Annotated in this window: 19 protein-coding genes and 2 tRNA genes; 16 read left to right on the top strand and 5 right to left on the bottom strand. The window is 63.9% G+C overall.

From position 1 onward, the window contains the following. Positions 1–137: 137 nt before the first annotated feature. From dnaN to AC1DD3_RS06235, 11 genes are all read left to right on the top strand, one after another. Entirely contained in the window at positions 138–1,262 is a 1,125-nt protein-coding gene (dnaN, locus tag AC1DD3_RS06185; protein ID WP_476881201.1) for a DNA polymerase III subunit beta, read from the top strand. A gap of 113 nt (positions 1,263–1,375) precedes the next feature. Beyond that, the gene (gnd, locus tag AC1DD3_RS06190) at positions 1,376–2,260 is read left to right on the top strand and encodes a phosphogluconate dehydrogenase (NAD(+)-dependent, decarboxylating) (RefSeq protein ID WP_230119122.1); all 885 of its coding nucleotides are present in this window, start codon (positions 1,376–1,378) and stop codon (positions 2,258–2,260) included. A 57-nt stretch (positions 2,261–2,317) separates the two neighbouring features. Then, complete coding sequence (gene recF / locus AC1DD3_RS06195; protein WP_476881202.1) at positions 2,318–3,520, top strand: DNA replication/repair protein RecF; 1,203 nt, start codon at positions 2,318–2,320, stop codon at positions 3,518–3,520. Continuing rightward, positions 3,507–4,067, top strand: coding sequence for a DciA family protein (locus AC1DD3_RS06200; protein WP_230119120.1), 561 nt, complete (start codon positions 3,507–3,509; stop codon positions 4,065–4,067). The genes recF and AC1DD3_RS06200 overlap by 14 nt, the downstream gene beginning before the upstream one ends. Positions 4,068–4,473: 406 nt before the next feature. Continuing rightward, positions 4,474–6,561 (top strand): DNA topoisomerase (ATP-hydrolyzing) subunit B, encoded by a 2,088-nt coding sequence (gene gyrB, locus AC1DD3_RS06205; RefSeq protein WP_290369765.1) that lies wholly within the window; start codon positions 4,474–4,476, stop codon positions 6,559–6,561. 59 nt (positions 6,562–6,620) lie between these two features. Further along, positions 6,621–9,302 carry a DNA gyrase subunit A gene (gyrA, locus tag AC1DD3_RS06210; RefSeq protein ID WP_230119119.1) on the top strand — a complete coding sequence of 894 codons (2,682 nt, stop codon included), beginning with the start codon at positions 6,621–6,623 and terminating at the stop codon, positions 9,300–9,302. After that, positions 9,299–9,997 carry a DUF3566 domain-containing protein gene (locus AC1DD3_RS06215; RefSeq protein ID WP_230119118.1) on the top strand — a complete coding sequence of 233 codons (699 nt, stop codon included), beginning with the start codon at positions 9,299–9,301 and terminating at the stop codon, positions 9,995–9,997. Before gyrA ends, AC1DD3_RS06215 begins: the two co-directional genes overlap by 4 nt. 99 nt (positions 9,998–10,096) lie before the next feature. Continuing rightward, a tRNA-Ile gene (locus AC1DD3_RS06220) sits at positions 10,097–10,170 on the top strand. A 58-nt stretch (positions 10,171–10,228) separates the two neighbouring features. Continuing rightward, positions 10,229–10,345 (top strand): DLW-39 family protein, encoded by a 117-nt coding sequence (locus tag AC1DD3_RS06225; protein ID WP_476881203.1) that lies wholly within the window; start codon positions 10,229–10,231, stop codon positions 10,343–10,345. Between the two features lie 72 nt (positions 10,346–10,417). Further along, positions 10,418–10,493 (top strand) — tRNA-Ala (locus AC1DD3_RS06230). Between the two features lie 171 nt (positions 10,494–10,664). Then, positions 10,665–11,588 carry a DMT family transporter gene (locus tag AC1DD3_RS06235; protein ID WP_230119116.1) on the top strand — a complete coding sequence of 308 codons (924 nt, stop codon included), beginning with the start codon at positions 10,665–10,667 and terminating at the stop codon, positions 11,586–11,588. Between the two features lie 94 nt (positions 11,589–11,682). On the opposite strand, the gene AC1DD3_RS06240 is transcribed toward AC1DD3_RS06235, so the two are convergent. Continuing rightward, complete coding sequence (locus AC1DD3_RS06240) at positions 11,683–12,555, bottom strand: glycosyltransferase family 2 protein (protein WP_476881204.1); 873 nt, start codon at positions 12,553–12,555, stop codon at positions 11,683–11,685. A 159-nt stretch (positions 12,556–12,714) separates the two neighbouring features. Next, positions 12,715–13,671, bottom strand: a complete 957-nt coding sequence (locus AC1DD3_RS06245; RefSeq protein WP_476881205.1) for a hypothetical protein — start codon at positions 13,669–13,671, stop codon at positions 12,715–12,717. Positions 13,672–13,827: 156 nt separating this feature from the next. On the opposite strand from AC1DD3_RS06245, the gene AC1DD3_RS06250 reads away from it, so the two are divergent. The 3 genes from AC1DD3_RS06250 to AC1DD3_RS06260 all read left to right on the top strand — a co-directional run bounded on the left by AC1DD3_RS06250 (position 13,828) and on the right by AC1DD3_RS06260 (position 16,563). Beyond that, positions 13,828–14,373 carry a peptidylprolyl isomerase gene (locus AC1DD3_RS06250; RefSeq protein WP_230119113.1) on the top strand — a complete coding sequence of 182 codons (546 nt, stop codon included), beginning with the start codon at positions 13,828–13,830 and terminating at the stop codon, positions 14,371–14,373. A gap of 7 nt (positions 14,374–14,380) precedes the next feature. Next, positions 14,381–15,259: a rhomboid family intramembrane serine protease gene (locus tag AC1DD3_RS06255; RefSeq protein WP_230119112.1), complete on the top strand. Its 879-nt coding sequence runs from the start codon at positions 14,381–14,383 to the stop codon at positions 15,257–15,259. Between the two features lie 836 nt (positions 15,260–16,095). After that, positions 16,096–16,563: a carboxymuconolactone decarboxylase family protein gene (locus AC1DD3_RS06260; RefSeq protein WP_230120380.1), complete on the top strand. Its 468-nt coding sequence runs from the start codon at positions 16,096–16,098 to the stop codon at positions 16,561–16,563. Between the two features lie 215 nt (positions 16,564–16,778). Here the strand turns inward: AC1DD3_RS06260 and AC1DD3_RS06265 are convergent, their stop codons facing one another. Then, complete coding sequence (locus tag AC1DD3_RS06265) at positions 16,779–17,372, bottom strand: DNA-3-methyladenine glycosylase I (protein ID WP_230120381.1); 594 nt, start codon at positions 17,370–17,372, stop codon at positions 16,779–16,781. A gap of 16 nt (positions 17,373–17,388) precedes the next feature. Continuing rightward, positions 17,389–17,643 (bottom strand): cell division protein CrgA, encoded by a 255-nt coding sequence (locus tag AC1DD3_RS06270; protein ID WP_230120383.1) that lies wholly within the window; start codon positions 17,641–17,643, stop codon positions 17,389–17,391. Between the two features lie 175 nt (positions 17,644–17,818). Here AC1DD3_RS06270 and AC1DD3_RS06275 point away from each other — a divergent pair, with 175 nt between their 5' ends. Continuing rightward, on the top strand, positions 17,819–18,604 hold the full coding sequence (locus tag AC1DD3_RS06275; protein WP_230120385.1) for a class E sortase: 786 nt from the start codon (positions 17,819–17,821) through the stop codon (positions 18,602–18,604). Between the two features lie 170 nt (positions 18,605–18,774). Further along, positions 18,775–19,416: an anthranilate synthase component II gene (locus AC1DD3_RS06280; protein ID WP_230120387.1), complete on the top strand. Its 642-nt coding sequence runs from the start codon at positions 18,775–18,777 to the stop codon at positions 19,414–19,416. A gap of 105 nt (positions 19,417–19,521) precedes the next feature. Here AC1DD3_RS06280 and pknB read toward each other — a convergent pair whose 3' ends face one another. Beyond that, entirely contained in the window at positions 19,522–21,450 is a 1,929-nt protein-coding gene (pknB, locus tag AC1DD3_RS06285) for a Stk1 family PASTA domain-containing Ser/Thr kinase (RefSeq protein ID WP_230120409.1), read from the bottom strand. Between the last annotated feature and the right edge of the window lie 6 nt (positions 21,451–21,456).

A 21,456-nucleotide genomic window follows, 5' to 3' on the forward strand; every position in this document is an offset into this window, starting at 1 on the left:
CCCATCCCCGGGTCTGTCTGTGGTTCAGCAAGCGCGGACCATGCAGGTTCCGGTGTCCGGACGCAAAGGTTTTGTGAACTCCCTGCGGGAGTTCCCGTTCAGAAAATGGCAGCAGCAATGAAAGGCGGCACCCTTCCGTGAAGTTCAAAGTCGAACGGGACGTCCTGGCAGAAGCCGTCACCTGGACAGCCCGGTCGTTGTCTCCGCGGCCGCCAGTACCGGTCCTCTCGGGCCTGCTGCTCAAGGCCGAGGCCGGAACGGTCAGCCTCTCGAGCTTCGATTACGAAACGTCAGCGAGACTTGAAATCCCTGCCGACATCAGGGATGAGGGCACCATCCTGGTCTCTGGCCGGTTGCTCGCGGACATTTGCCGGAGCCTTCCGTCCGCCCCGGTGGAAATCGAAACCGAAGGCAACAAGGTGACGCTCACCTGCCGCCGCAGCAGTTTCCACCTCGCCACCATGCCGGAAGCCGAATACCCGCCGCTGCCGGCACTTCCCACCATCAGCGGAACGGTCGCGGGCGACTCCTTCGCACAAGCGGTGTCCCAGGTGATCATCGCTGCGAGTAAGGATGACACCCTCCCCATCCTTACTGGCGTAAGGATGGAGATCGAGGATGACCTCATCACCCTCCTTGCTACCGACCGCTACCGACTGGCCATGCGGGAAGTCCCGTGGAAACCAGTCACCCCAGGCATGTCCACCAGCGCCCTGGTCAAGGCGAAGACCCTCAACGAAGTCGCCAAGACACTCGGCGGCAGCGGCGACATCAACCTGGCCATTGCGGATGACGACAGCCGGCTCATCGGTTTCGAGAGCGGCGGACGCACCACGACTTCGCTTCTTGTCGACGGTGATTACCCCAAGATCCGCTCCCTGTTCCCGGATTCCACACCGATCCACGCGACGGTGCAGACCCAGGAACTCGTAGAAGCCGTCCGCCGTGTGTCGCTCGTTGCCGAACGCAACACCCCCGTGCGCCTCGCCTTCACGCAGGGCCAGCTTCACCTCGACGCCGGAACCGGCGAGGACGCGCAGGCTTCCGAAGAACTTGAAGCGCAGCTTTCCGGCGATGACATCACCGTGGCGTTCAATCCGCACTACCTCGTGGAAGGCCTGAGCGTGATCGAAACAAAGTACGTCCGCTTCTCCTTCACCACCGCCCCGAAGCCGGCCATGATCACGGCCCAGATGGATGCGGATGGCGAAGATCAGGATGACTACCGCTACCTCGTGATGCCGGTCCGCCTTCCCAACTAGCCACTTTCCCAACCAGGTCGCACTTAACGCCGTTTTGAGTGTTAAAGATGACATCTGCTGCGACCCAGTTGCACAGACCCACCACCACCCCAGCGCAGAAAAGAGTTCCCACCGTGCACATCGGACTGATCGGCCTTGGCAAAATGGGTTTCAACATGCGCGAACGGCTGCGCAAGGGAGGCGTGGAGGTCACGGGCTTTGACCGCAATCCGGACGTGACCGACGTGTCCTCCGTGGATGAACTCATCGCCGCCGTTCCCTCGCCCCGCCTGATCTGGGTGATGGTCCCGTCGGGTGACATTACGGACGCCGTCATCAGCGAACTCGGCAACAAACTTCAGCCAGGCGATCTCGTGATCGACGGCGGCAACTCTCGATTCACAGAAGACCAGAAGCACGGCGCCGCCCTGGCCGACAAGGGCATCCGCTTCGCGGACTGCGGTGTCTCCGGTGGAGTCTGGGGCCTGCAGAACGGCTATGGGCTCATGGCCGGCGGTGAGGCCGCGGACATCGAACGCGCGTTGCCGGTCTTTGACGCCCTTCGTCCTGAAGGAGAGCGGGCAGACAGCTTCGTCCATGTGGGCGGCGTCGGGGCAGGCCACTACGCCAAGATGGTCCACAACGGCATCGAGTACGGCCTCATGCAAGCCTATGCCGAAGGCTATGAATTGCTCGCTGCCAAGGAGATCGTCACCGATCTTCCCGGTACCTTCCGCGCCTGGCAAAAGGGAACAGTTGTCCGGTCCTGGCTGCTGGACCTCATGGTGAAGGCGCTGGATGAGGATCCTGGCCTGGCCTCGATCGACGACTACGTCGAGGACTCCGGCGAGGGCCGCTGGACCGTGGAAGAGGCCATCGCCAACGCGGTTCCAGCCCCGGCCATCACCGCCGCGCTCTTTGCCCGGTTCTCCTCCCGCGAGGACAACTCGCCGGCCATGAAGATGGTGTCCGCACTGCGCCACCAGTTCGGCGGGCATGCCACCCGTCCGGCAAAGTAGCACCCGCACCGGGGCCGTGAGTCCCGGAACCAGTGTCCCGAGAATCCTGAAGAGCGCGTGTACCTAGAACACCTGTCACTGACCGACTTCCGCAGTTATGCGCAAGTGGATCTCCGGCTGGAACCCGGCGTCACCGTCCTGGTCGGTTCCAACGGGATCGGCAAGACCAATCTGATGGAAGCCATCGGCTACCTTGCAACGCTGAGTTCGCACAGGGTGAGCGCCGATGGGCCGCTCCTGCGTTTCGGCACCGAACGCGCACTGATCCGGGCCAAACTGGTGCGCGGCGAACAGTCCACCGTGCTGGAACTTGAGATCAACGGCGGCCGGGCCAACCGCGGACGCATCAACCGCAGCAACCCTGTCCGGGCGCGGGATCTTCTGGGCATCTGCCACACCGTCCTTTTTGCCCCTGAGGATCTGGCCCTCGTCAAAGGAGATCCGTCCAGCCGGCGGCGTTTCCTTGACGAGCTGCTCGTGAGCCTTGTTCCGCGGCACGCCGCCACGCGGAGTGACTACGACCGCGTCCTCAAACAGCGTAACGCCCTCCTGAAGTCGGCCCGTGCCGGGAAATTCACGGCTGGCCATGAGACAACCCTGGATGTTTGGGACCAGCACATGGCGCGCGCAGGCGCGGAGCTGCTGCATGCCAGGCTGGAGCTCGTAGAGCGGCTTCGTCCGCACCTCAACAGCGCCTACGCCCAGTTGACCGACGGGTCCAAGGCCGCCGATGCGGTGTACCGGTCAACACTTCAAAACATGATTGACGACGACGGCGCACCCACCGGAACGAACGTGGAACCTTCCGCGGGTGGAGACCAGATGGAAGACCTCCTGCTGCTTTCCGTTGACGAGCTCACCGAGCGCTACGTGAGGGCCTTCGCAGCGTCCCGCCGCAAGGAACTCGAGCGTGGCATCTCGCTTGTCGGTCCCCACCGCGATGAGCTTGAACTTGTCCTCGGACAGGCACCGGCGAAGGGCTATGCCTCCCATGGTGAAACCTGGTCCATGTGCCTCTCCCTGCGTCTTGCCTCCTACTACGTCATGCTCGATGACGCGCGCACCGGCGGTTCGGCACCCATCCTGATCCTGGACGACGTTTTTGCCGAGCTTGATGTGCAGCGGCGGCGTAAACTGGCCGCAATAGTAGCCGGCGCCGAACAGGTCCTCGTAACCGCCGCTGTTGACGCCGACATTCCTGAGGAACTGACCGGGCGGCGGGTGAAGGTTATCCCGGGAGGAATTGATGAACAGGGATAAGGACGGCGGCCTCCAGCCAGGCCGTGACCCTGATGAGATCGATGCCGCCCAGGCCGCGTTGAACAGGATGCGCGACGCTGCGGCTGCCCGCGGCGAGGTGCGCCGGGCGGCGCCCCGCGCCGGAAGCAGCGCCCAAAAACAGCGCACCGCGGCGCGGAACACTCGCGGATTCAGCCAGTTCCATGCCACCGGACGCGATCCCTTGGGACTGGGAAAGGTGGTGGGTCGCCTTGTTGCCGAACGTGGCTGGACCTCACCCGTGGCGGTCGGATCGGTCATGGCCGAGTGGGGCACGCTGGTGGGGCCGGAGATCGCTGCACACTGCACACCCGAAAGCTTTACGGACACCACGCTGCACGTGAGGTGCGACTCCACGGCCTGGGCCACGCAGCTTCGGCTGCTGAGCATCAGCCTGCTGGAGAAGTTCCGCACTGAACTTGGCGACGGCGTCGTCACCAGCATCCAGGTGCTGGGTCCGGCCGCGCCAAGCTGGCGCAAGGGGGGCCGCACCGTCAATGGCCGCGGGCCCCGGGACACCTACGGATAGAGCCCGTCCGCAAGTGGCAGCGGCCAGCCCGCGGCCGGATCTATTGAAAAATGCACAAACGGCGTGTAGGGCGTTCAAACCGCCGTGAGCCGTATAGGCACCCGAAGACGGTACCGCTGGGGCCTTGCAGGCGGGGCCAATGGCCTGCGAGAGGCACACTGCTCGCCGTTCGCCGCCCTGGAATGCGGGGATCGGTCCTCTTTCACGATAGAATCTCTGTAGATAACTGGGCGCCGGTGAAACGTTGACTGAGTCCGTTTTCCGACGCTTTTCCAGCGGCCGAAGACGGTTCCGCAAGCCAACCAAGTAGACGGCGCTATCAGTGACGCGCCTGTTGGCGGGCGCCTTTCCCCTGGGAGACGGCATCGGCCAGCCACTATCAATTACAGAGGAGTCGAAAGCGCCTGTGGCTAACGACAATGCAGATATCCAGGCAGTGGAACCCGCAATGGAGGATGCCCCGACGCCTGACACGCCGGCTGAAGCGGTGACCAAACGGGAATACGGCGCCAGTGACATCACCGTCCTTGAGGGTCTTGAGGCTGTGCGTAAACGGCCCGGCATGTACATCGGATCCACCGGCCTCCGCGGCCTGCACCACCTCGTGTACGAAGTGGTGGACAACTCCGTTGACGAGGCCCTGGCCGGATACTGCACACATATTGAAATCGTCCTGCAGGCCGACGGCGGCGTCAAAGTGGTGGACGACGGCCGCGGCATCCCCGTCGACATTCACCCGAGTGAGGGCAAGCCCACCGTTGAGGTGGTCATGACTATCCTGCACGCCGGCGGAAAGTTTGGCGGCGGCGGATACGCCGTCTCCGGGGGCCTCCACGGTGTGGGCATTTCGGTGGTCAACGCACTCTCCAGCAGGGTAAACACCGAGGTGCGCAGGCAGGGCCACGTCTGGCGGATGTCCTTCGCCGACGGCGGCAAGCCCCAGGGCGGGCTGGACAAGGGCGAGGAAACCGACACCACCGGCACCACCCAGACGTTCTACCCCGATACCGGCATTTTCGAGTCGGTTGAATTCGACTTCGAGACGCTGCGCGCCCGCTTCCAGCAGATGGCCTTCCTCAACAAGGGCCTGCGCATCACCCTCACCGACGAGCGCGTCACTACCGCTTCCGGCGAGAACGATGATCTGGACCTTGACAGCGTCGCCACCGAAGGCGAAGTCAACGCGGACCACCGCACCGTTGTCTACCAGTACAACGACGGGCTGCTGGATTACGTCAAGCACCTGAATTCCGGCAAAAAAGTCGATGTGGTCCACGAGGACGTCATCGCCTTCGAAACCGAGGACACCGAACGCAAGATTGCGGTGGAAATGGCCATGCAGTGGACCAGCGCGTATTCAGAGAGCGTCCACACCTACGCCAACACCATCAACACCCATGAAGGCGGAACCCACGAAGAGGGGTTCCGGGCCGCGATGACCTCACTCATCAACCGCTACGCGCGGGAGAAGAGCATCATCAAGGAAAAGGAAGAGAACCTTACCGGCGACGACATCCGTGAGGGCCTCACGGCCGTCATCTCGGTGAAGCTCGCCGAGCCGCAGTTCGAAGGCCAGACCAAAACCAAACTGGGCAACTCGGAGGTCAAGGGATTCGTCCAGCGCGTGGTCACTGACCAGCTCGGAGACTGGCTCGAACGCAACCCCGGACCGGCAAGGGACGTGATCCGCAAGGCCATTTCGGCTGCCCAGGCTCGCATGGCCGCCCGCAAGGCACGTGACAACGCCCGCCGCAAGAGCCCGCTGGAATCCTTCGGCATGCCCGGCAAGCTCTCCGACTGCTCCTCCAAGGATCCTTCGAAGTGCGAGGTCTACATCGTGGAGGGCGACTCCGCCGGCGGTTCGGCCAAGCGCGGGCGCAACCCGGAAACGCAGGCCATCCTGCCGCTGCGCGGCAAGATCCTGAACGTGGAACGGGCCCGGCTGGACAAGGCCCTCGGCAACAACGAGGTCCAGTCCATGATCACCGCCTTCGGCACGGGAATTGGTGAGGACTTCGACCTCAGCAAGCTGCGGTACCACAAGATCGTCCTCATGGCCGATGCCGACGTTGACGGCCAGCACATCACCACGCTGCTCATGACGCTCCTGTTCCGCTACATGCGCCCGCTGATCGAAAATGGCTACGTATACCTGGCACAGCCTCCCCTGTACAGGATCAAATGGTCCAACGCCCCGCACGATTACGTGTACAGCGACCGTGAGCGCGACTCCAGGCTGGTGTCCGGACAGGCTGCGGGCCGACGCATCCCCAAGGACAACGGCATCCAGCGCTACAAGGGACTCGGCGAGATGGACTACACGGAACTGTGGGACACCACCATGGATCCGGACCACCGGACACTGCTCCAGGTCACCATGGAAGACGCCGCCGCCGCGGATCAGATCTTCAACGTGCTGATGGGCGAGGACGTCGAATCACGCCGCAACTTCATCCAGCAGAACGCCAAGGACGTCAGGTTCCTCGATATCTAAGCGGTTTACCGCACTGATATTCCCGAGCCGACATATACCTGAAACGGAAAATACACACTATGAGTGACGAAACCCCTGAGGTTCCCGCGGACTCCGGAGATCTCCCCGAGCCGGTGTTGGAGGGCGATCTGCTGATTGACCGCGTGGAGCAGGTCGACCTCCAGACGGAGATGCAGCGGTCCTACCTCGACTACGCCATGGCCGTTATTGTGGGCCGCGCGCTGCCCGACGTCCGGGATGGTCTGAAGCCCGTGCACCGCCGCGTGCTGTACGCAATGTTCGATGGCGGCTACCGCCCGGACCGTTCGTTCAACAAGTGCGCGCGCGTCGTGGGCGAGGTAATGGGCCAGTACCACCCTCACGGTGACACCGCCATTTACGATGCGCTGGTGCGCCTGATCCAGGACTGGACCATGCGCTACCCGCTGGCACTCGGGCAGGGAAACTTCGGCTCCCCGGGCAACGACGGCGCAGCAGCACCGCGGTACACCGAAACCAAGATGGCTCCCCTCGCCATGGAGATGGTGCGGGACATCGACGAGGAAACCGTCGACTTCCAGGACAACTACGACGGCAAGAATCAGGAACCCACCATCCTGCCGGCCCGGTTCCCGAACCTGCTGGTCAACGGCTCCTCCGGCATCGCCGTCGGCATGGCCACCAACATTCCGCCGCACAACCTCCGCGAGGTTGCCGACGGTGTCCAGTGGTACCTGTCCAACCCCACCGCCAGCCGCGAGCAGCTCCTCGAAGAGCTGCTGCTCCGCATCAAGGGACCGGATTTCCCCACTGGCGCCACCATCCTGGGCCACAAGGGGATTGAGGACGCGTACCGCACCGGCCGCGGCTCCATCACCATGCGCGCCGTGGTCAACGTTGAGGAACTCCAGGGCCGCACGTGCCTGGTGGTCACCGAACTGCCCTATCAGGCCAACCCGGACAACCTCGCCATCAAGATTGCCGAGCTCGTCAAGGACGGCAAGGTCCAGGGCATCGCCGATCTCCGTGATGAAACTTCGGGACGCACCGGCCAGCGCCTGGTGATTGTCCTTAAGCGGGACGCCGTGGCAAAGGTGGTGCTGAACAACCTTTACAAGCACACCCAGCTGCAGGAAAACTTCGGCGCCAACATGCTGGCGATCGTGGACGGTGTGCCGCGCACACTCAGCCTAGACGCCTTCATCCGCCACTGGGTGACGCACCAGATGGACGTCATCGCGCGGCGTACCCGTTACCGCCTGCGCAAGGCCGAGGAGGAAGCGCACATCCTGCGCGCGCTCCTGAAGGCCCTGGACATGCTGGATGAGGTCATCGCCCTCATCCGTGCGTCCAACACCACCGAAGCCGCACGCGATGGCCTAATGGAACTGCTGGATATCGACGAGCTTCAGGCAAGGGCGATCCTGGACATGCAGCTCCGTCGCCTGGCAGCCCTGGAACGCCAGAAGATCCAGGACCGCCACGCCGAACTCGAAGCGATGATCGCAGAGTTCAACGCGATCCTTGCCTCGGAGGAGCGCCAGCGTGAGATCATCAGCACCGAGCTGGCGGAAATCGTTGCCAAGCACGGGGATGACCGGCGAACCAAGATCCTCATGGGCTACGACGGTGACATGTCCATGGAGGACCTGATCCCCGAAGAGGAAATGGTGGTTACCATTACCCGCGGCGGGTACGTCAAGCGGACAAGGAGTGACAACTACCGCTCCCAGCAGCGCGGCGGTAAGGGCATAAAGGGCGCCCAGCTGCGCGGCGACGACGTCGTGGAACACTTCTTCGTTACCACCACACACCACTGGCTCCTCTTCTTTACCAACCTCGGACGCGTCTACCGGGCCAAGGCCTATGAACTGGCTGAGGCCGGCCGGGACGCCAAGGGACAGCACGTGGCCAACCTGCTGGCCTTCCAGCCGGACGAACACATCGCCCAGGTGCTGGACCTCAGGGACTATCAGCACTCGCCGTACCTTGTGTTGGCCACGAAGCGCGGGCTGGTCAAGAAGACGCGGCTGGAGGACTACGACACCAACCGCTCCGCCGGCGTCATCGCGATAAACCTTCGCGACGAGGATGAGCTTGTTTCCGCCCAGCTGGTATCCGAGACAGACGATCTCATGCTGGTATCCCGGAAGGGCCAGTCCATCCGATTCACCGCGACTGATGATGCACTCCGCCCCATGGGTCGGGCCACCTCAGGCGTGACGGGCATGAAGTTCCGCGAGGATGATGAGCTCCTCGCCGCGAACGTGGTCACCGACGGATCATTCGTGTTCATCGTCACCGAAGGCGGCTACGCCAAGCGGACCGCCGTCGAGGAGTACCGTCTCCAGGGCCGCGGCGGGCTGGGCATCAAGGTGGCTAAGCTCGCCGAGGAACGCGGTGACCTGGTTGGCGCCCTGATCGTCCAGGAAGAGGATGAAGTCCTGGTGGTCATGGAGGGCGGCAAGGTGGTCCGCTCGTCCGTGGCAGGGGTTCCCGCCAAGGGCAGGGACACCATGGGCGTCATCTTCGCAAAACCTGACAAGAACGACCGCATCATTGAGGTGGCGCGGAACAGCGAACGTGGCCTTGAGGGAGAGGAATCTCCGGAGGATGACGTAACGTTGGCTGAAGATACGGGATCCGTAGACGGGTCCGCAGAGGCAGAAACAGCAGAGGCAGAGCCGGCGATGCCCGCGGCATCCGAGGATGCCGACAGCGACACCGAGCTGAACGAAGACAACACCGGAGGTAACGAGTGAGTAATTCCGACTCATTTCCCAAGCCGAGCAGTAATGGTCCCGGCGGGATGCGGCAGCCGGCAACCGCTCCACGAGTGAATGCCCCGGTGCGTCCGCAGCAGAGTCCGGGCACGGCGTCGGGCATTCCGGGGCAACGCCCCGCGGCGCCAGGACAGTCACTGCCTGGACAGTCAACCCCGGGACTGCCCTCCCAGGGCCAGCGCCCGGCGGCGCCGGGACAGCGCCCCGTCCAGGGGCAGCGGCCCCAGGCCCCGGGCCAGAGGCCCGCGGCACCCGGCCAGCGGCCGGGCCAGAGTGCCCCGGGACTGGTGAAGCCGGCCCCGAAGGCCAAGGTCCGCCGTGCGCGCCTGCTGGTAAGCAAGGTGGACCCCTGGTCCGTCCTGAAGATGGCGTTCCTGCTCTCCGTGGCACTCGGCATCGTCACCGTGGTTGCGGCCATTGTGCTGTGGACCGTCCTGGACCTGACAGGCATCTTCGACCAGGTGGATAGCCTCCTTGGCACCCTCGCGGGCTCCGAGGGTGGCGGTTTTGAACTGAAGAAGGTTGCGTCGCTCGGCCAGGTGGCATCCTTTGCCGTCATCATCGCCGTAGTCAACGTTGTGCTGCTGACGGCCCTGTCCATGCTGTCCGCCGTGCTGTACAACATCTCCGCCACCCTCGTGGGCGGCATCGGCGTCACGCTGACGGACGACTAAAAAACCCGTGATTCCGCGGAATTAGCACCGCGGAATGCCTCGATTTGAGATCGGGCCGGGATGTGCTGTAAAGTCATGTCTCGGCCCGATGAGGCATCGGGGCGTATAGCTCAGGCGGTTAGAGCGCTTCGCTGATAACGAAGAGGTCCCAGGTTCAAGTCCTGGTACGCCCACGGAACCTGCACAGGTTCAAGTAAAGGATCAGGTAAGACTGACCGGAACGGGGTGCGTGTGAAGAAGTTGCTGGCATTTGCAGCTGCGATCGCAGGCGTCCTGCTCTACAGGAAAGTGCAGGAATCCGGGGCCCGGAAAACGGTCTGGAGTAAGTCAACCGATACGGTTGAATAGTCCGGATCCCCGGTACGGAGGCTGGTCAGACGGCCTCCGGAACTAGGGTATGATTGACGGGTTGCTTCTTATGGGGGCATGGCGCAATTGGTAGCGCACCTGCTTTGCAAGCAGGGGGTTCGGGGTTCGAGTCCCCGTGCCTCCACCATAAGGAAAGTCCCGGCCAGAGATGGCCGGGACTTTTTTGTTTAGCGGGTTGCCGTAGCCCCGCCCGGCGGACCTTGCCACAGGGATCTGGCCCTTCGGACCTTGCCACAGGGCGGCGAGCGGCCCGTATTGGCCGAATCGGAGGGCCGCCCGGGCACACTACTGTGGAGTCGTGAACTTCTTCCTCGCGGCCCTGGGCGTACTGGGGGTGGCCTCCTCCGGGCCCCTCATCGCTGCGACACTCGGTGCAACCACGGTCAGTGCCCTCGCTATCGCCTTCTGGCGCAACGCGATAGGTGCTGCGGTCGTGGCCACACCCACCCTGATCAGGGAACCGCGGCAGTTCGGCCACATCACGGGCCGGGAGTTCCGCTGGTCGCTCGTGGCGGCTTCGGCCCTCGCGTTGCATTTCGCCTGCTTCATTACCTCCCTGCAGCTGACATCGGTTGCTGCGGCAACCGCCTTGGTCTGCCTCCAGTCCGCCTGGATCGCCGTCATACAGATGCTCCGCGGCGTGAGGCACCGGTGGCAGGTCCTCGTGGGGCTCGGCATCGCTTTCGGCGGCGTCGTCGCCATTACGGGCTTTGACATGGGCGCATCGCCCGAGGCGCTGCTCGGCGACCTCCTGGCGGTAGCTGGCGGGCTCCTCGCAGGGGTTTATACGCTGGCCGGGGGCCGTGCCCGGCAGAGCATGACAACGGGAACCTACACCACGCTCTGCTACGGCATGTGCGCGGCGCTGGTGGCGCTGCTGGCGCTCATCACCAGGCAGCCGCTCCTGGGGTTCGACGCCGGCGGCTGGCTGGGGATCGTAGCCATCACCGTTTGTGCGCAGCTGGTGGGGCACACCGCCTTCAACTACCTGCTGGCAACCATGAGTCCACTGCTCGTCTCAATGATCATCCTGCTTGAGATTCCCGGCGCAGCACTGCTTGCGGCCATCTTTCTGAACGAGACCCTGCCCGCCGGTACGTATGGCGGCCTTGCACTGATCCTGGTGGGGCTCGCCGTCGTCGTCACAGGTCAGCGCACCGGCAAAGCCGGGCGGGGCAAAACACCGCAGGAGCGGCCCTTGGCGGAGCTGGGGACGGACTGAGGAGGAAAGTTTCCCGCCCCCGGCAGGCGCTGAAGCTGTTTGCCGGAGCCGCGGCGCCTGGGCCGGCGCTAAGGGCCGGCTTCCAGCGCTGAGACTACTGTCCGCCGCGGCGGGCTGGCTGGCTGGTGTTGACCGTGTGAATGGCTCGCAGGAGCTTCGCAGGGAAGTACACGGAGAAGAAGACCACCATAGGGGCCTTGAGGGCCATTTTCTTGACGTTGTGGGCCTTATACGTGCGGTCAAAGCGGGTCACGTAGTAGCGGTAGTCACGGGGTGAGTCCTCGAGCCGCCGGGCGGACATTCCAGAGACCATCTGCGGCCAGTACTGGACCCGCAGGTCGTGGTCGGCCAGGTGGAGGGAGAGATCAATGTCTTCATGCATCTCGTCCTTCTCATCCCGGCAGGTCTCGCCGCGGATGATCTCCCAGGCAGAACGCCGCAGCGCCATGTTGGAGCCAAACAGAAAGTGGTATTGGTGCTTTGCCAGCTTGAGCATCAGTTGGCGCATCTTGTCATCGGCCTTGAGGCCGAAACGCCGCATGGGCATGTCGTAGTAGACGACCGGTCCCGTGGCAGCCTGCGTGGACTGGTCCGCGAACGCTTTCTGGACCTGCTCCACCCAGTCCGGTTCCACCACCGAGTCGGCATCGATCCGGCCCAGGATTTCACCGGTGGCGTGGTCGAGGCCGAAGTTCCGTGTGGGGATGAGGCCCTGGCTCGCGTCCTGACGAAGCAGGATGATGGTGCTCTCCGGGTATTCCTGCTGCATCTGCAGGACGATGTCCGCAGTCCGGTCCTTGGACATGTTGTCCACCACGATAATCTCGTGCGCCGGAACGGACTGGTAAACGGCCGCGATGAGGCACTGCCGGATGACGCTTTCCTCGTTATATGCCGGTATGACGATTGATACGCCCGGCAGCTGAGCGTCGTGCAAGGAATCCTCGGCGGATCTATCGGGTGACATCACCTCAAACTTAGCACCGATCGATTTTCTTTCCGCGGCCTACGCAGCCGGACCCACAAAAGGTTCCAGCGGTCCAAGCAACCTGGCCATAAATGACTGGAGGGGCCCCGCACCAGGCGGAACCCCTCTAACCGCACGCCCGGTGGGCGTGGAGATTGTTTACTTGTCGGCCGGTTTGTCCGCGCCGTTGTCGATGTTGGCCGCAATGTTCTTGACGGCCGTCTTCGCATCGGAGGCGACAGCACCGGCGTCGGCGTCTGCATCCTCGGCCACGTGCTTGGCCTTGTCAGCTGCGTTGTCGCTGTCCTCTGCGGAGGCAGGGGCCAGCGGTGCGGCGTCGGATCCGGGTGCCGATTCGTTCACCGTGGCGGCGGCTACGGGCGCCGGCGTCTCGGCCACAGGGGCGGAAGGCGCTGTGGTGGACGGTGCCGGTGTAACGGGGGCCGGGGTCTTCCACGGGTCCTCCACCGGTTTGGAAGCCTTCCACGCCGCGACACCGGCTGCGACCGCAGCTGCGATCACACCGACGATCAGGAGACCACGCTTTTTGGGCTTCTCCGGCTGGATCAGCGGCTTGCCGGTCACTGCCCGGCTTGCCTCGGAGGCTGCCGACTTCAACTGGCTGCCGGCAACCTGTGCCTGCTCCTGGAGGGAGTGGATGATACCGACGTCGCCAAGCCTCTGTGCTACGGCGTCCACCCGGGCCGGTGCGCCCTCCAGCGTCCGGTGGACCACTTCCGACGCCGTGCCGATCTGGTCCGAGAGACGCGGAAGGTATTCCACTACCACGCGGTCACGGGCCTGGTTGATAACAGGCGCGGCCCGGTCCAGGGCCTCGTGCAGCCTCGGCGTCGCGCCCTCAACGGCGTCGTGAATCCTGGGCGCCAGCTGCGACAGTCCGTCCTGGAGGCGGGGCGTCACGGTGGCAACTCCGCCAGCCAGGTTGTGGGCTGCCGACTTGAGCCCTTCCTGGATCTTGGGGGAAGCGGTGTCGATGCCATGCTGCAGCCGGGGTACAGCCCAGTCCACTGCAGCTTCCATCCGGTCTTTTGCGTTCTCTACTGCGGAACTGACCGACAATTCCAGTTCACGGGCAATACGATCCGATTTCTTCACAACTACCTCCCGATTAATGTGACGGTTCTGCAGTTAGCCTACGTTGCGGATGAGCTGCCCTGCTATCGTTCAGGCGGATTCAGAGCGGATTTCACCCAGCGCGGAACTGCGTTTCAGGCCCCGTCCCGCGTTGACCCGCCGTGAAAGAATGACCGTATGACTGCCACAGCAACTGCAAAAGCAACCATCCACACAAGCCTCGGCGACATCGTCGTGAACCTCTTCGGCAACCACGCGCCGAAGACTGTTAAGAACTTCATTGGACTGGCCACGGGCGAACAGCCGTGGACGCACCCGGAGAGCGGCGAAGACAAGTCCGGCACGCCGCTGTACGACGGCACCATTTTCCACCGCATCATCAAGGACTTCATGATCCAGGCGGGCGATCCCCTGGGCCGCGGCACCGGCGGACCCGGCTACCGGTTTGACGACGAGATCCACCCCGAGTTGAGCTTCAACGCCCCCTACAAGCTGGCCATGGCCAACGCCGGCCTGCAGATGGGCAAGGGCACCAACGGCTCCCAGTTCTTCATCACCACCATCCCCACTGACTGGCTGCAGGGCAAGCACAGCATCTTCGGCGAAGTTGCAGACGACGAGTCCCGGAAGGTGGTGGACGCCATTGAGGCTGTCCGCACCGGTATGGGCGACCGCCCGGTTGAAGACGTAAAGATCAACAGCATCGATATCGAGCAGCTCTAACCCCACCATGAGTTACGGAATTCCGTCGGCAGAGCCGTCCGCGCAGGTACCCGTGTGCCCCAGGCACCCGGACCGGCCCTCCTATGTGAGCTGCCAGCGCTGCGGGCGTCCCGCATGCCCAGAGTGCCAGCGGGCGGCCGCCGTCGGATTCCAGTGCGTTGACTGCGTCAACGAAACAAAACGTACGACGCCGGCAGTCCGGACGGTCTACGGCGGCGCCGTGGCCACCGGGAAACCGGTGGTGACGTTCGGGATAATCGCCGTGTGCGCGCTGCTGTACGTCCTGCAGTGGGTGATTCCGGGAAGCGCCGTGTTCCGGACGCTTGCCTACGCCTCCGTCTATGCCACCCCCGAGTTTGGCGTATTCCAGCCGTGGCGAATGATCACGTCGGCCTTTTTGCATTCCCAGGGCTTCCTGCTCCACATCCTGCTGAACATGTACACGCTATGGATCTTTGGCCAGGCCCTCGAACCATTGCTGGGCAGGATCCGGTTCCTCGCTGTCTATCTCCTCTCCGCACTCGGTGGATCCGTGGGGTACCTGCTCCTGACGCCTATTCTTCCGGAGGGCGGCCCGGTGGGGGTCGTGGGTGCTTCGGGGGCCATCTTCGGGCTCTTCGGCGCCATGCTCGTGGTGCAGCGCCACCGCGGCGGCGACACCAGGCAACTCTGGGTGCTCATCGCCATCAACGGCGTTATCGGATTCATGGTCCCGCAGATCGCCTGGCAGGCCCACCTTGGCGGCCTGATCACCGGTGCGCTGTGCGCGGCTGTCATCGCCTACGCACCCCGCGGACCCCGCCAGCACCTCATCCAGTTGGCCGGGCTGGCCATTGTTCTGGCACTCCTGGTAGCGGTCTCCTGGTACCGCGTCATCACCGCCTGACCCCCGCCACCGCTCTCTCCCCTCTGCACCCGCCCCGCCCAGAACGCCTGCACCCACGTTGGGCGCGGGCGTTCTGCATAGGAGCCCCGTCGCTGCTGCTATGGACCTGCCCGTCCAGGCAGGCTTGCGCCGTTTTGAGCGCCGACAACTGCGCGTGCGGCTGCCTGGTCGCCTCCCAGACCGTCACCCGCTTCCCGCAAGCGAACGGACTTCCCACGTGGTCGACTCTCGACCCTCCTTCGTTCGGGCTCCGCACCCTGCTGCTATCGCTGCCGAGTTTTCCACAGGGGTTATCCACACTGTTGGTAACTTACACAGCTGTAGTTCTGTCGGACGTGTCTAGAAATCCGCCCGGACTGGCGGATCTTCGGACTGGGCCGTCCGCTGGGTCCACAATTGTGGATAAGTACTCAGGAAGGCCCTGTGGTTAAGTGGACAACTATTCCGCGAATAAGTGGCGGACAGGGGCCAATCCACAGCTGTACCGGTGCCTGTACCGGGTGGGTAGCTCCAGGGCGCCTGCCGCTGCCAAGCCAGGGGCAAGGCAGCCGGGAGCCTTGGCTGTGCACAGCAGGAATTTTCAACAGGCTTATTCACAGTGTTAATAACTTCCAGCCATGTAGTTCAACGTTGGAGTGCCGTTCTGAGGCCTACATCCCGGTAAATCCGTCCGCGCCGTCCCACAGGTTATCCCCACCTGTGGATAACCTGTGGGTAGTCGCCTGTTGTTAAGTGGATAAGCGCACCCCGTCCGCGTGTAGTCTCGGACTAATCGCCAGCCCGCCTCACAAGTCCGCCGGCTCCGTGCGGCGGCCCGATTCTTCGAGGAGTACGCCATGAGCACCACTGAACATATCTACTTGGACAAATACCACCCTGCGTCTTGGCGTGCCCTCAATGGGCTGGGGCTGAAGGTGCGGGAAGCCGCCCTTGAAGCCGGGCTGGACCCCAAACTCGTAGAACTGCTCAACGTCCGCACGTCCCAGCTCAACGGTTGCGCGTACTGCCTGGACATGCACGTGGCTGACGCCCTCAAGGGAGGCGAATCAAGCCAGCGTCTGGCTGTTCTCCCCGCCTGGCGCGACACGGACCTGTTCGACGGGACCGAGCGGGCCGCCCTGGCCCTTGCAGAGAGCATCACGGCCCTTCCCGATACGCACACCCGGGACCTGGAGGACGGCTACGCGCGCGACCACCTGACGGCCGAGCAGTATTCGGCGGTGAGCTGGCTGGCCATCACGATGAATGCGTTCAACCGCGTGTCCATCACGAGCCGGCACCCCGTCCGTCGGAAGACGCAGTAAGCCGGACGGACGCGACCAGGCCTTTATCCACAGCCTTTCCACAATTGTTAATAACTTGAGCTGTCGTTCGCGCGGATCGGCTAGTGGCTGAACAGCCATGGCGTGCGCTTGCTGCGAATGTGGGCGCTTGGGTTATCAACACTGTGGATATCTTTACCAACACGTGTGCACGCGCGCTCGGCCGTGAAGCAGCGAAACTGAGAGAGCCGGCCCGGCTACAACCAGACCCCGGAGGTGCCTCGGCGGTGACTGTCAATGAGGTGTGTGTCCACCATCCCGACGGCTTCCATGAGGGCGAACATCGTAGTTGGCCCCACGAAGGCGAATCCCTCTTTCCTCAGCGCCTTGGACAGGGCTATGGACTCCGGAGACCGGGTGGGCACATCGGCGTGCGTCGAAGGGGCAGGAGTCGAGGTGGGCTGGAATCCCCAGACAAAGTCCACCAATCCGCCCTTGTTACGCAGCTCAATGGTGGCTTGGGCGTTGGTGATGGCGGCGCGGATCTTCAGCCTGTTGCGCACGATCCCGGTATCCTGCTGCAGCCGTTCGACATCGGTCTCGGTGAACGCGGCTACGGTCTCGGGGTGGAAGTTGGCGAAAGCCGCACGGAAAGCGGGCCGCTTGCGCAGGATGGTGGCCCAGGACAGGCCGGCTTGAAACGCCTCCAGGCTGATGCGCTCGTAGAGGCCCTGCTCGTCACGTACGGGCAGACCCCATTCTGTGTCGTAGTACTCGCGCATCAGGGGATCGACGGAGGCCCACAACGGACGGGCGAGGCCGTCGTCGCCGACGATGATGCCTTCGGTCATGGCTGCTGCGTGGTGTTCAGGAACGCCAGCGGGTGGTCATCAGGAAGCCCACGATCGCGATGCCGAATCCGGCCACGATGTTCCAGGATCCCCAGTCGCCAACAGGGAGCTTTCCTTCACTGATGTAAAACGTGATGATCCACAGCAGCCCGATGATCATGAGACCGAACATGACCGGCTTGAACCACACAGGGTTCGGCTTGTACGTCTGTGTTGCAGAGACCGGCTCGGCCGCGCGGGCGGTCTTCTTACGTGGCTTTGACTCGGGCACATGTCCTCCTTGGCGGGCTGAATCAAGAACGGCGACCCGGCTTGATATCCTGCTCAGAGGAATATTGCCGGCGGCCTGCGCGCTCCTGGTCAAGTCTGAAGTCTTACTAGCAGCCAATTCTAGCTGTAGTTCAGGCCACACCAGCGCCCACCGCAACCGCCTTTGAGGAGAACGCGTGGTACTGCAGGAAAAGGTGATCGCCCCTGCCAAGCCGGCAGCCGGCGTCGTGATCCTGCGAAAGGCCGTGCAGATCATTGGCGAGCTGCTGATTACGGTGGGCATTGTGCTCCTGCTCTTCGTCGCCTGGCAGTTGTGGTGGACCAACGTGGAATCCGATGCCAAGCAAAGCGCGGCGGTCAAGGACTTCACCCGCGACCTTGGTGGACCCGTAACGCCGGCGCCCAGCGCGGAGGCGCCGGCAGGGCAGAAGAACTACGGCGCACCGGCAGTTGCCCAGGCTCCCGGCCACGGCGGCACCATCGGCATCATGTACATTCCCAGGTTTGGCGAAACCTACACCCGTCCCATCGTCGAGGGCACCACGGCGGATGTGCTGGACACCCTCGGCCTGGGCCACTACGGCGGAACGGCCATGCCCGGTGCCGTAGGCAACTTTGCCGTGGCCGGACACCGCCAGACGCACGGTGCCGTCCTGGACAATATCCACACCCTCGTACCGGGTGACAAGATTTATGTCCAGACGCGCGACGGCTACTACGTTTACGTCTTCCGTAACAACCGGATCGTGATGCCCTCCAACGTTGACGTCTTGCTCCCCGTGCCCTCGAAGCCCGGGGTCAGGCCCACAGAAAGATTCCTGACCATGACCAGCTGCAACCCCCGCTTCGGTTCGCAGGAACGGATCATTGCGTACTCCGTGATGGAACGCTGGCAGCCCGCATCCGCAGGACCGCCTGCCGAGATTGCCGCCCAAGTGGCACGCGCACGAGGGGAAGGCTGAGACTTGTACGGTTGGATATTCCGGCACCTGCCGGGCCCGCTTTGGCTGCGCATCCTCACGTCAGTGGCGCTGATCGCCGGGACACTGTTCCTGATGGTCGAGTTCCTGTTCCCCTGGATGTCCCAGTTCACACAATTCACCGACTCAACGATTGGTGCGGCAAGTAACCCATGAGCACAACCAAGATCCTCGTCGTGGACAATTACGACAGCTTCGTCTACACCCTGGTGGGCTACCTCCAGGAACTGGGCGCCGAGACCACGGTGGTCCGCAATGACGACGTGACGCTCGCCGAAGCGATCGAAATGGCTGAAACGCGCGACGGCGTACTCATCTCGCCCGGTCCGGGCGCACCGTCGGAGGCGGGCGTCTGCATCGAGCTGATCAAGTGGTGCGGGGACAACAGCAAAGCCATGTTCGGCGTTTGCCTGGGCCATCAGGCCCTCGCCGAGGCCTACGGCGGCATTGTGACGCACGCGCCGGAACTGATGCACGGCAAGACGTCCCTGGTCCAGCACCAGGGCGCCAGCGTCTTCGCAGGCCTGCCCTCCCCCGTCACCGCGACGCGCTACCACTCACTGGCCGCCGTGCGGGAGTCCATTCCGGACATCCTCGAAATCACTGCCGAGACCGCCACCGGCGTCGTCATGGGGTTGCAGCACCGCACCGCCCCTCTGTGCGGCGTGCAGTTCCATCCGGAATCGGTCCTTACCGAGGGCGGCTACCAGATGCTGGGAAACTGGCTCGAGTCACTGGGCATGGCGGGCGCGGCCGCACGCGCGGCCAAGCTCAGCCCGCTCATCCAGCACTAGAACCCGGCAGAGGACTCCGGCGCCGGCGGGTGCCGGCCACGCGGGGCAGGTGCGCGTGCCGGTCACGTAGCTGGCGGCCACTGAGCTGACGCCTGAGTCGAAGCCCTAAGGCTTGGGCTTCGCCGTGCCGGTGCTGCTCGGTGTTGGCGTCGGGGTGGGCTTCGGCGCCGGAGCCTTGGAAACCGTAACGGTGATCGCCTTACCCTGCTCTACCAGGGAATTGAGGGGATCGCTCTGCCCGGTCACCTTGCCCGGAACCACCTGGGAGTTCTCCACTTCGTTGATGACGGCCGGCAAGCCCAGGGCCTTCAGCGCGGCCTCCGCTTCGGCGCGGGTCATTCCTCGGAGTTCGGGCATGGCCACCTTGCCCGTGGACACCACAATTTCCACGGTGCTCCCGACGGCCACCTGCTGGCCCGGAGCCGGCTTGGTAGTGATCACCAGGCCTCCCGCTACCGTGGCGCTGTTGGCCATGGTGGTGGACGGTGCCCCCACCAATCCGGCCTGTCTCAGGATGTCGCGGGCCGCCGCTTCCGTCCGCCCAGGCAGTGCTTCCGGGACCTTCACCGCGCTTGGTCCGGCGGAAATGTTGAGGGTCACGTCCGAGTCCGGCTCAAGCGATGAACCGGCCGCGGGCACGGTTCCAATGGCCGTGCCCTTGGCGATCGTGTCATGCTGCACACGCTTGATCTGGGGCCGCAGCCGGGCGTCGTACAGCAACTGAAGGGCTTCAGTTTCTGTGCGGGCCTCCACAGACGGGACAGAAACCTTGACCGGCTCGGCCGGAGGCTGGTTCATCACGTTGTACAGCCATAGCCCGCCGCCGGCCAGCACCAGGAGGGTAAAGATGACAAAGGTGGCGGTCCAGGCCCGACGGCGGGACTTCTGTACGCCCGTACGCTCCCGTTCGCGGGGCAGGCCCAAGGGAAGTTCGTCCTGCTCTGCGGTCTCGTACACCGCGGCGGCCTCCGCGGGAAGCACGGCGTCGCCTGCGTCATCGTAAGCAGGCCTGAGCCGGCCTCCGGGGGCATCGTCAAGGAAGCTGGCGCCGGTCATGGAAAAGGCCGCGGTGGGAGGATTGCGGTGCGGTTCGGGAACATGGTCGTTGGGGTCGGTCGGCGCCTCGCTGGCTGACAGGCCAGGCACCGCGACACCGTTTTTGGCTGCACGGAGCGCGCGCCGGAAGGCCGCCGCGTCCTGGAAACGGTCGGCGCGGTTCTTCTGCAGGGCCTTTGCGAGGACGCTGTCCAGTGCTTCGGAAACCTCGGGATTGAGGCTGCTGGCCGGTTCCGGGATTTCGCGCACATGCTGGTACGCCACGGAAACGGGGCTCTCGCCGACGAACGGCGGACGCCCGGTCAGCATTTCGAACAGCAGGCAGGCCGCGGAATAAAGGTCGCTCCGGGCATCCACGGTCTCGCCGCGCGCCTGCTCTGGCGAGAGGTACTGGGCCGTGCCCACCACGGCCTGCGTCTGGGTCATGGTGGCGGCGGAGTCGGCCATGGCCCGTGCGATGCCGAAGTCCATGACCTTGACCATGTTCGAGCTCTCGCAGAACATCACGTTGGCAGGCTTGATGTCCCGGTGCACGATGCCGGCTTTGTGGCTGTACTCCAGCGCGGACAGTACGCCGAGGGTGTAGCTGATGGCCTGGTTAATGGTGATGTCCTTGGACCGGATGAGGTCCCTGAGGGTTTGCCCGGCGACGAATTCCATCACGATGTAGGGAACCCGGATCTGGTCGTGGGCATCTCCGGGGACTGCGTGGTCACCCGTGTCGTAGATAGCCACGATCGACGGGTGGTTCAGGGCGGCAACTGCCTGCGCCTCGCGCTTGAATCTCGCCTGGAACTGCGGGTCCCGTGCCAGGTCCGGACGCAGCAGCTTGATGGCCACCGTCCGCCCGAGCCGGGTGTCGATGCCACGGTGCACGTCCGCCATGCCACCTCGTCCTATGAGCTCGCCGAGCTCATAGCGTCCGCTGAGGACGCGCTGGGCTGTCACCGGGAGGCTGTCCTCCCGGTGCGACGGCATTCTTGG

Source organism: Arthrobacter sp. 05T444 (assembly GCF_056395905.1).

Excerpts from the sequence above, each read along its gene's own strand:
- AC1DD3_RS06200 (WP_230119120.1), top strand. The coding sequence starts at position 3,507 with ATGAACAGGGATAAGGACGGCGGCCTCCAGCCAGGCCGTGACCCTGAT.
- gyrA (WP_230119119.1), top strand. The coding sequence starts at position 6,621 with ATGAGTGACGAAACCCCTGAGGTTCCCGCGGACTCCGGAGATCTCCCC.
- AC1DD3_RS06240 (WP_476881204.1), bottom strand. The coding sequence starts at position 12,555 with ATGTCACCCGATAGATCCGCCGAGGATTCCTTGCACGACGCTCAGCTG.
- AC1DD3_RS06250 (WP_230119113.1), top strand. The coding sequence starts at position 13,828 with ATGACTGCCACAGCAACTGCAAAAGCAACCATCCACACAAGCCTCGGC.
- AC1DD3_RS06255 (WP_230119112.1), top strand. The coding sequence starts at position 14,381 with ATGAGTTACGGAATTCCGTCGGCAGAGCCGTCCGCGCAGGTACCCGTG.
- AC1DD3_RS06260 (WP_230120380.1), top strand. The coding sequence starts at position 16,096 with ATGAGCACCACTGAACATATCTACTTGGACAAATACCACCCTGCGTCT.
- AC1DD3_RS06265 (WP_230120381.1), bottom strand. The coding sequence starts at position 17,372 with ATGACCGAAGGCATCATCGTCGGCGACGACGGCCTCGCCCGTCCGTTG.
- AC1DD3_RS06280 (WP_230120387.1), top strand. The coding sequence starts at position 18,775 with ATGAGCACAACCAAGATCCTCGTCGTGGACAATTACGACAGCTTCGTC.
- pknB (WP_230120409.1), bottom strand. The coding sequence starts at position 21,450 with ATGCCGTCGCACCGGGAGGACAGCCTCCCGGTGACAGCCCAGCGCGTC.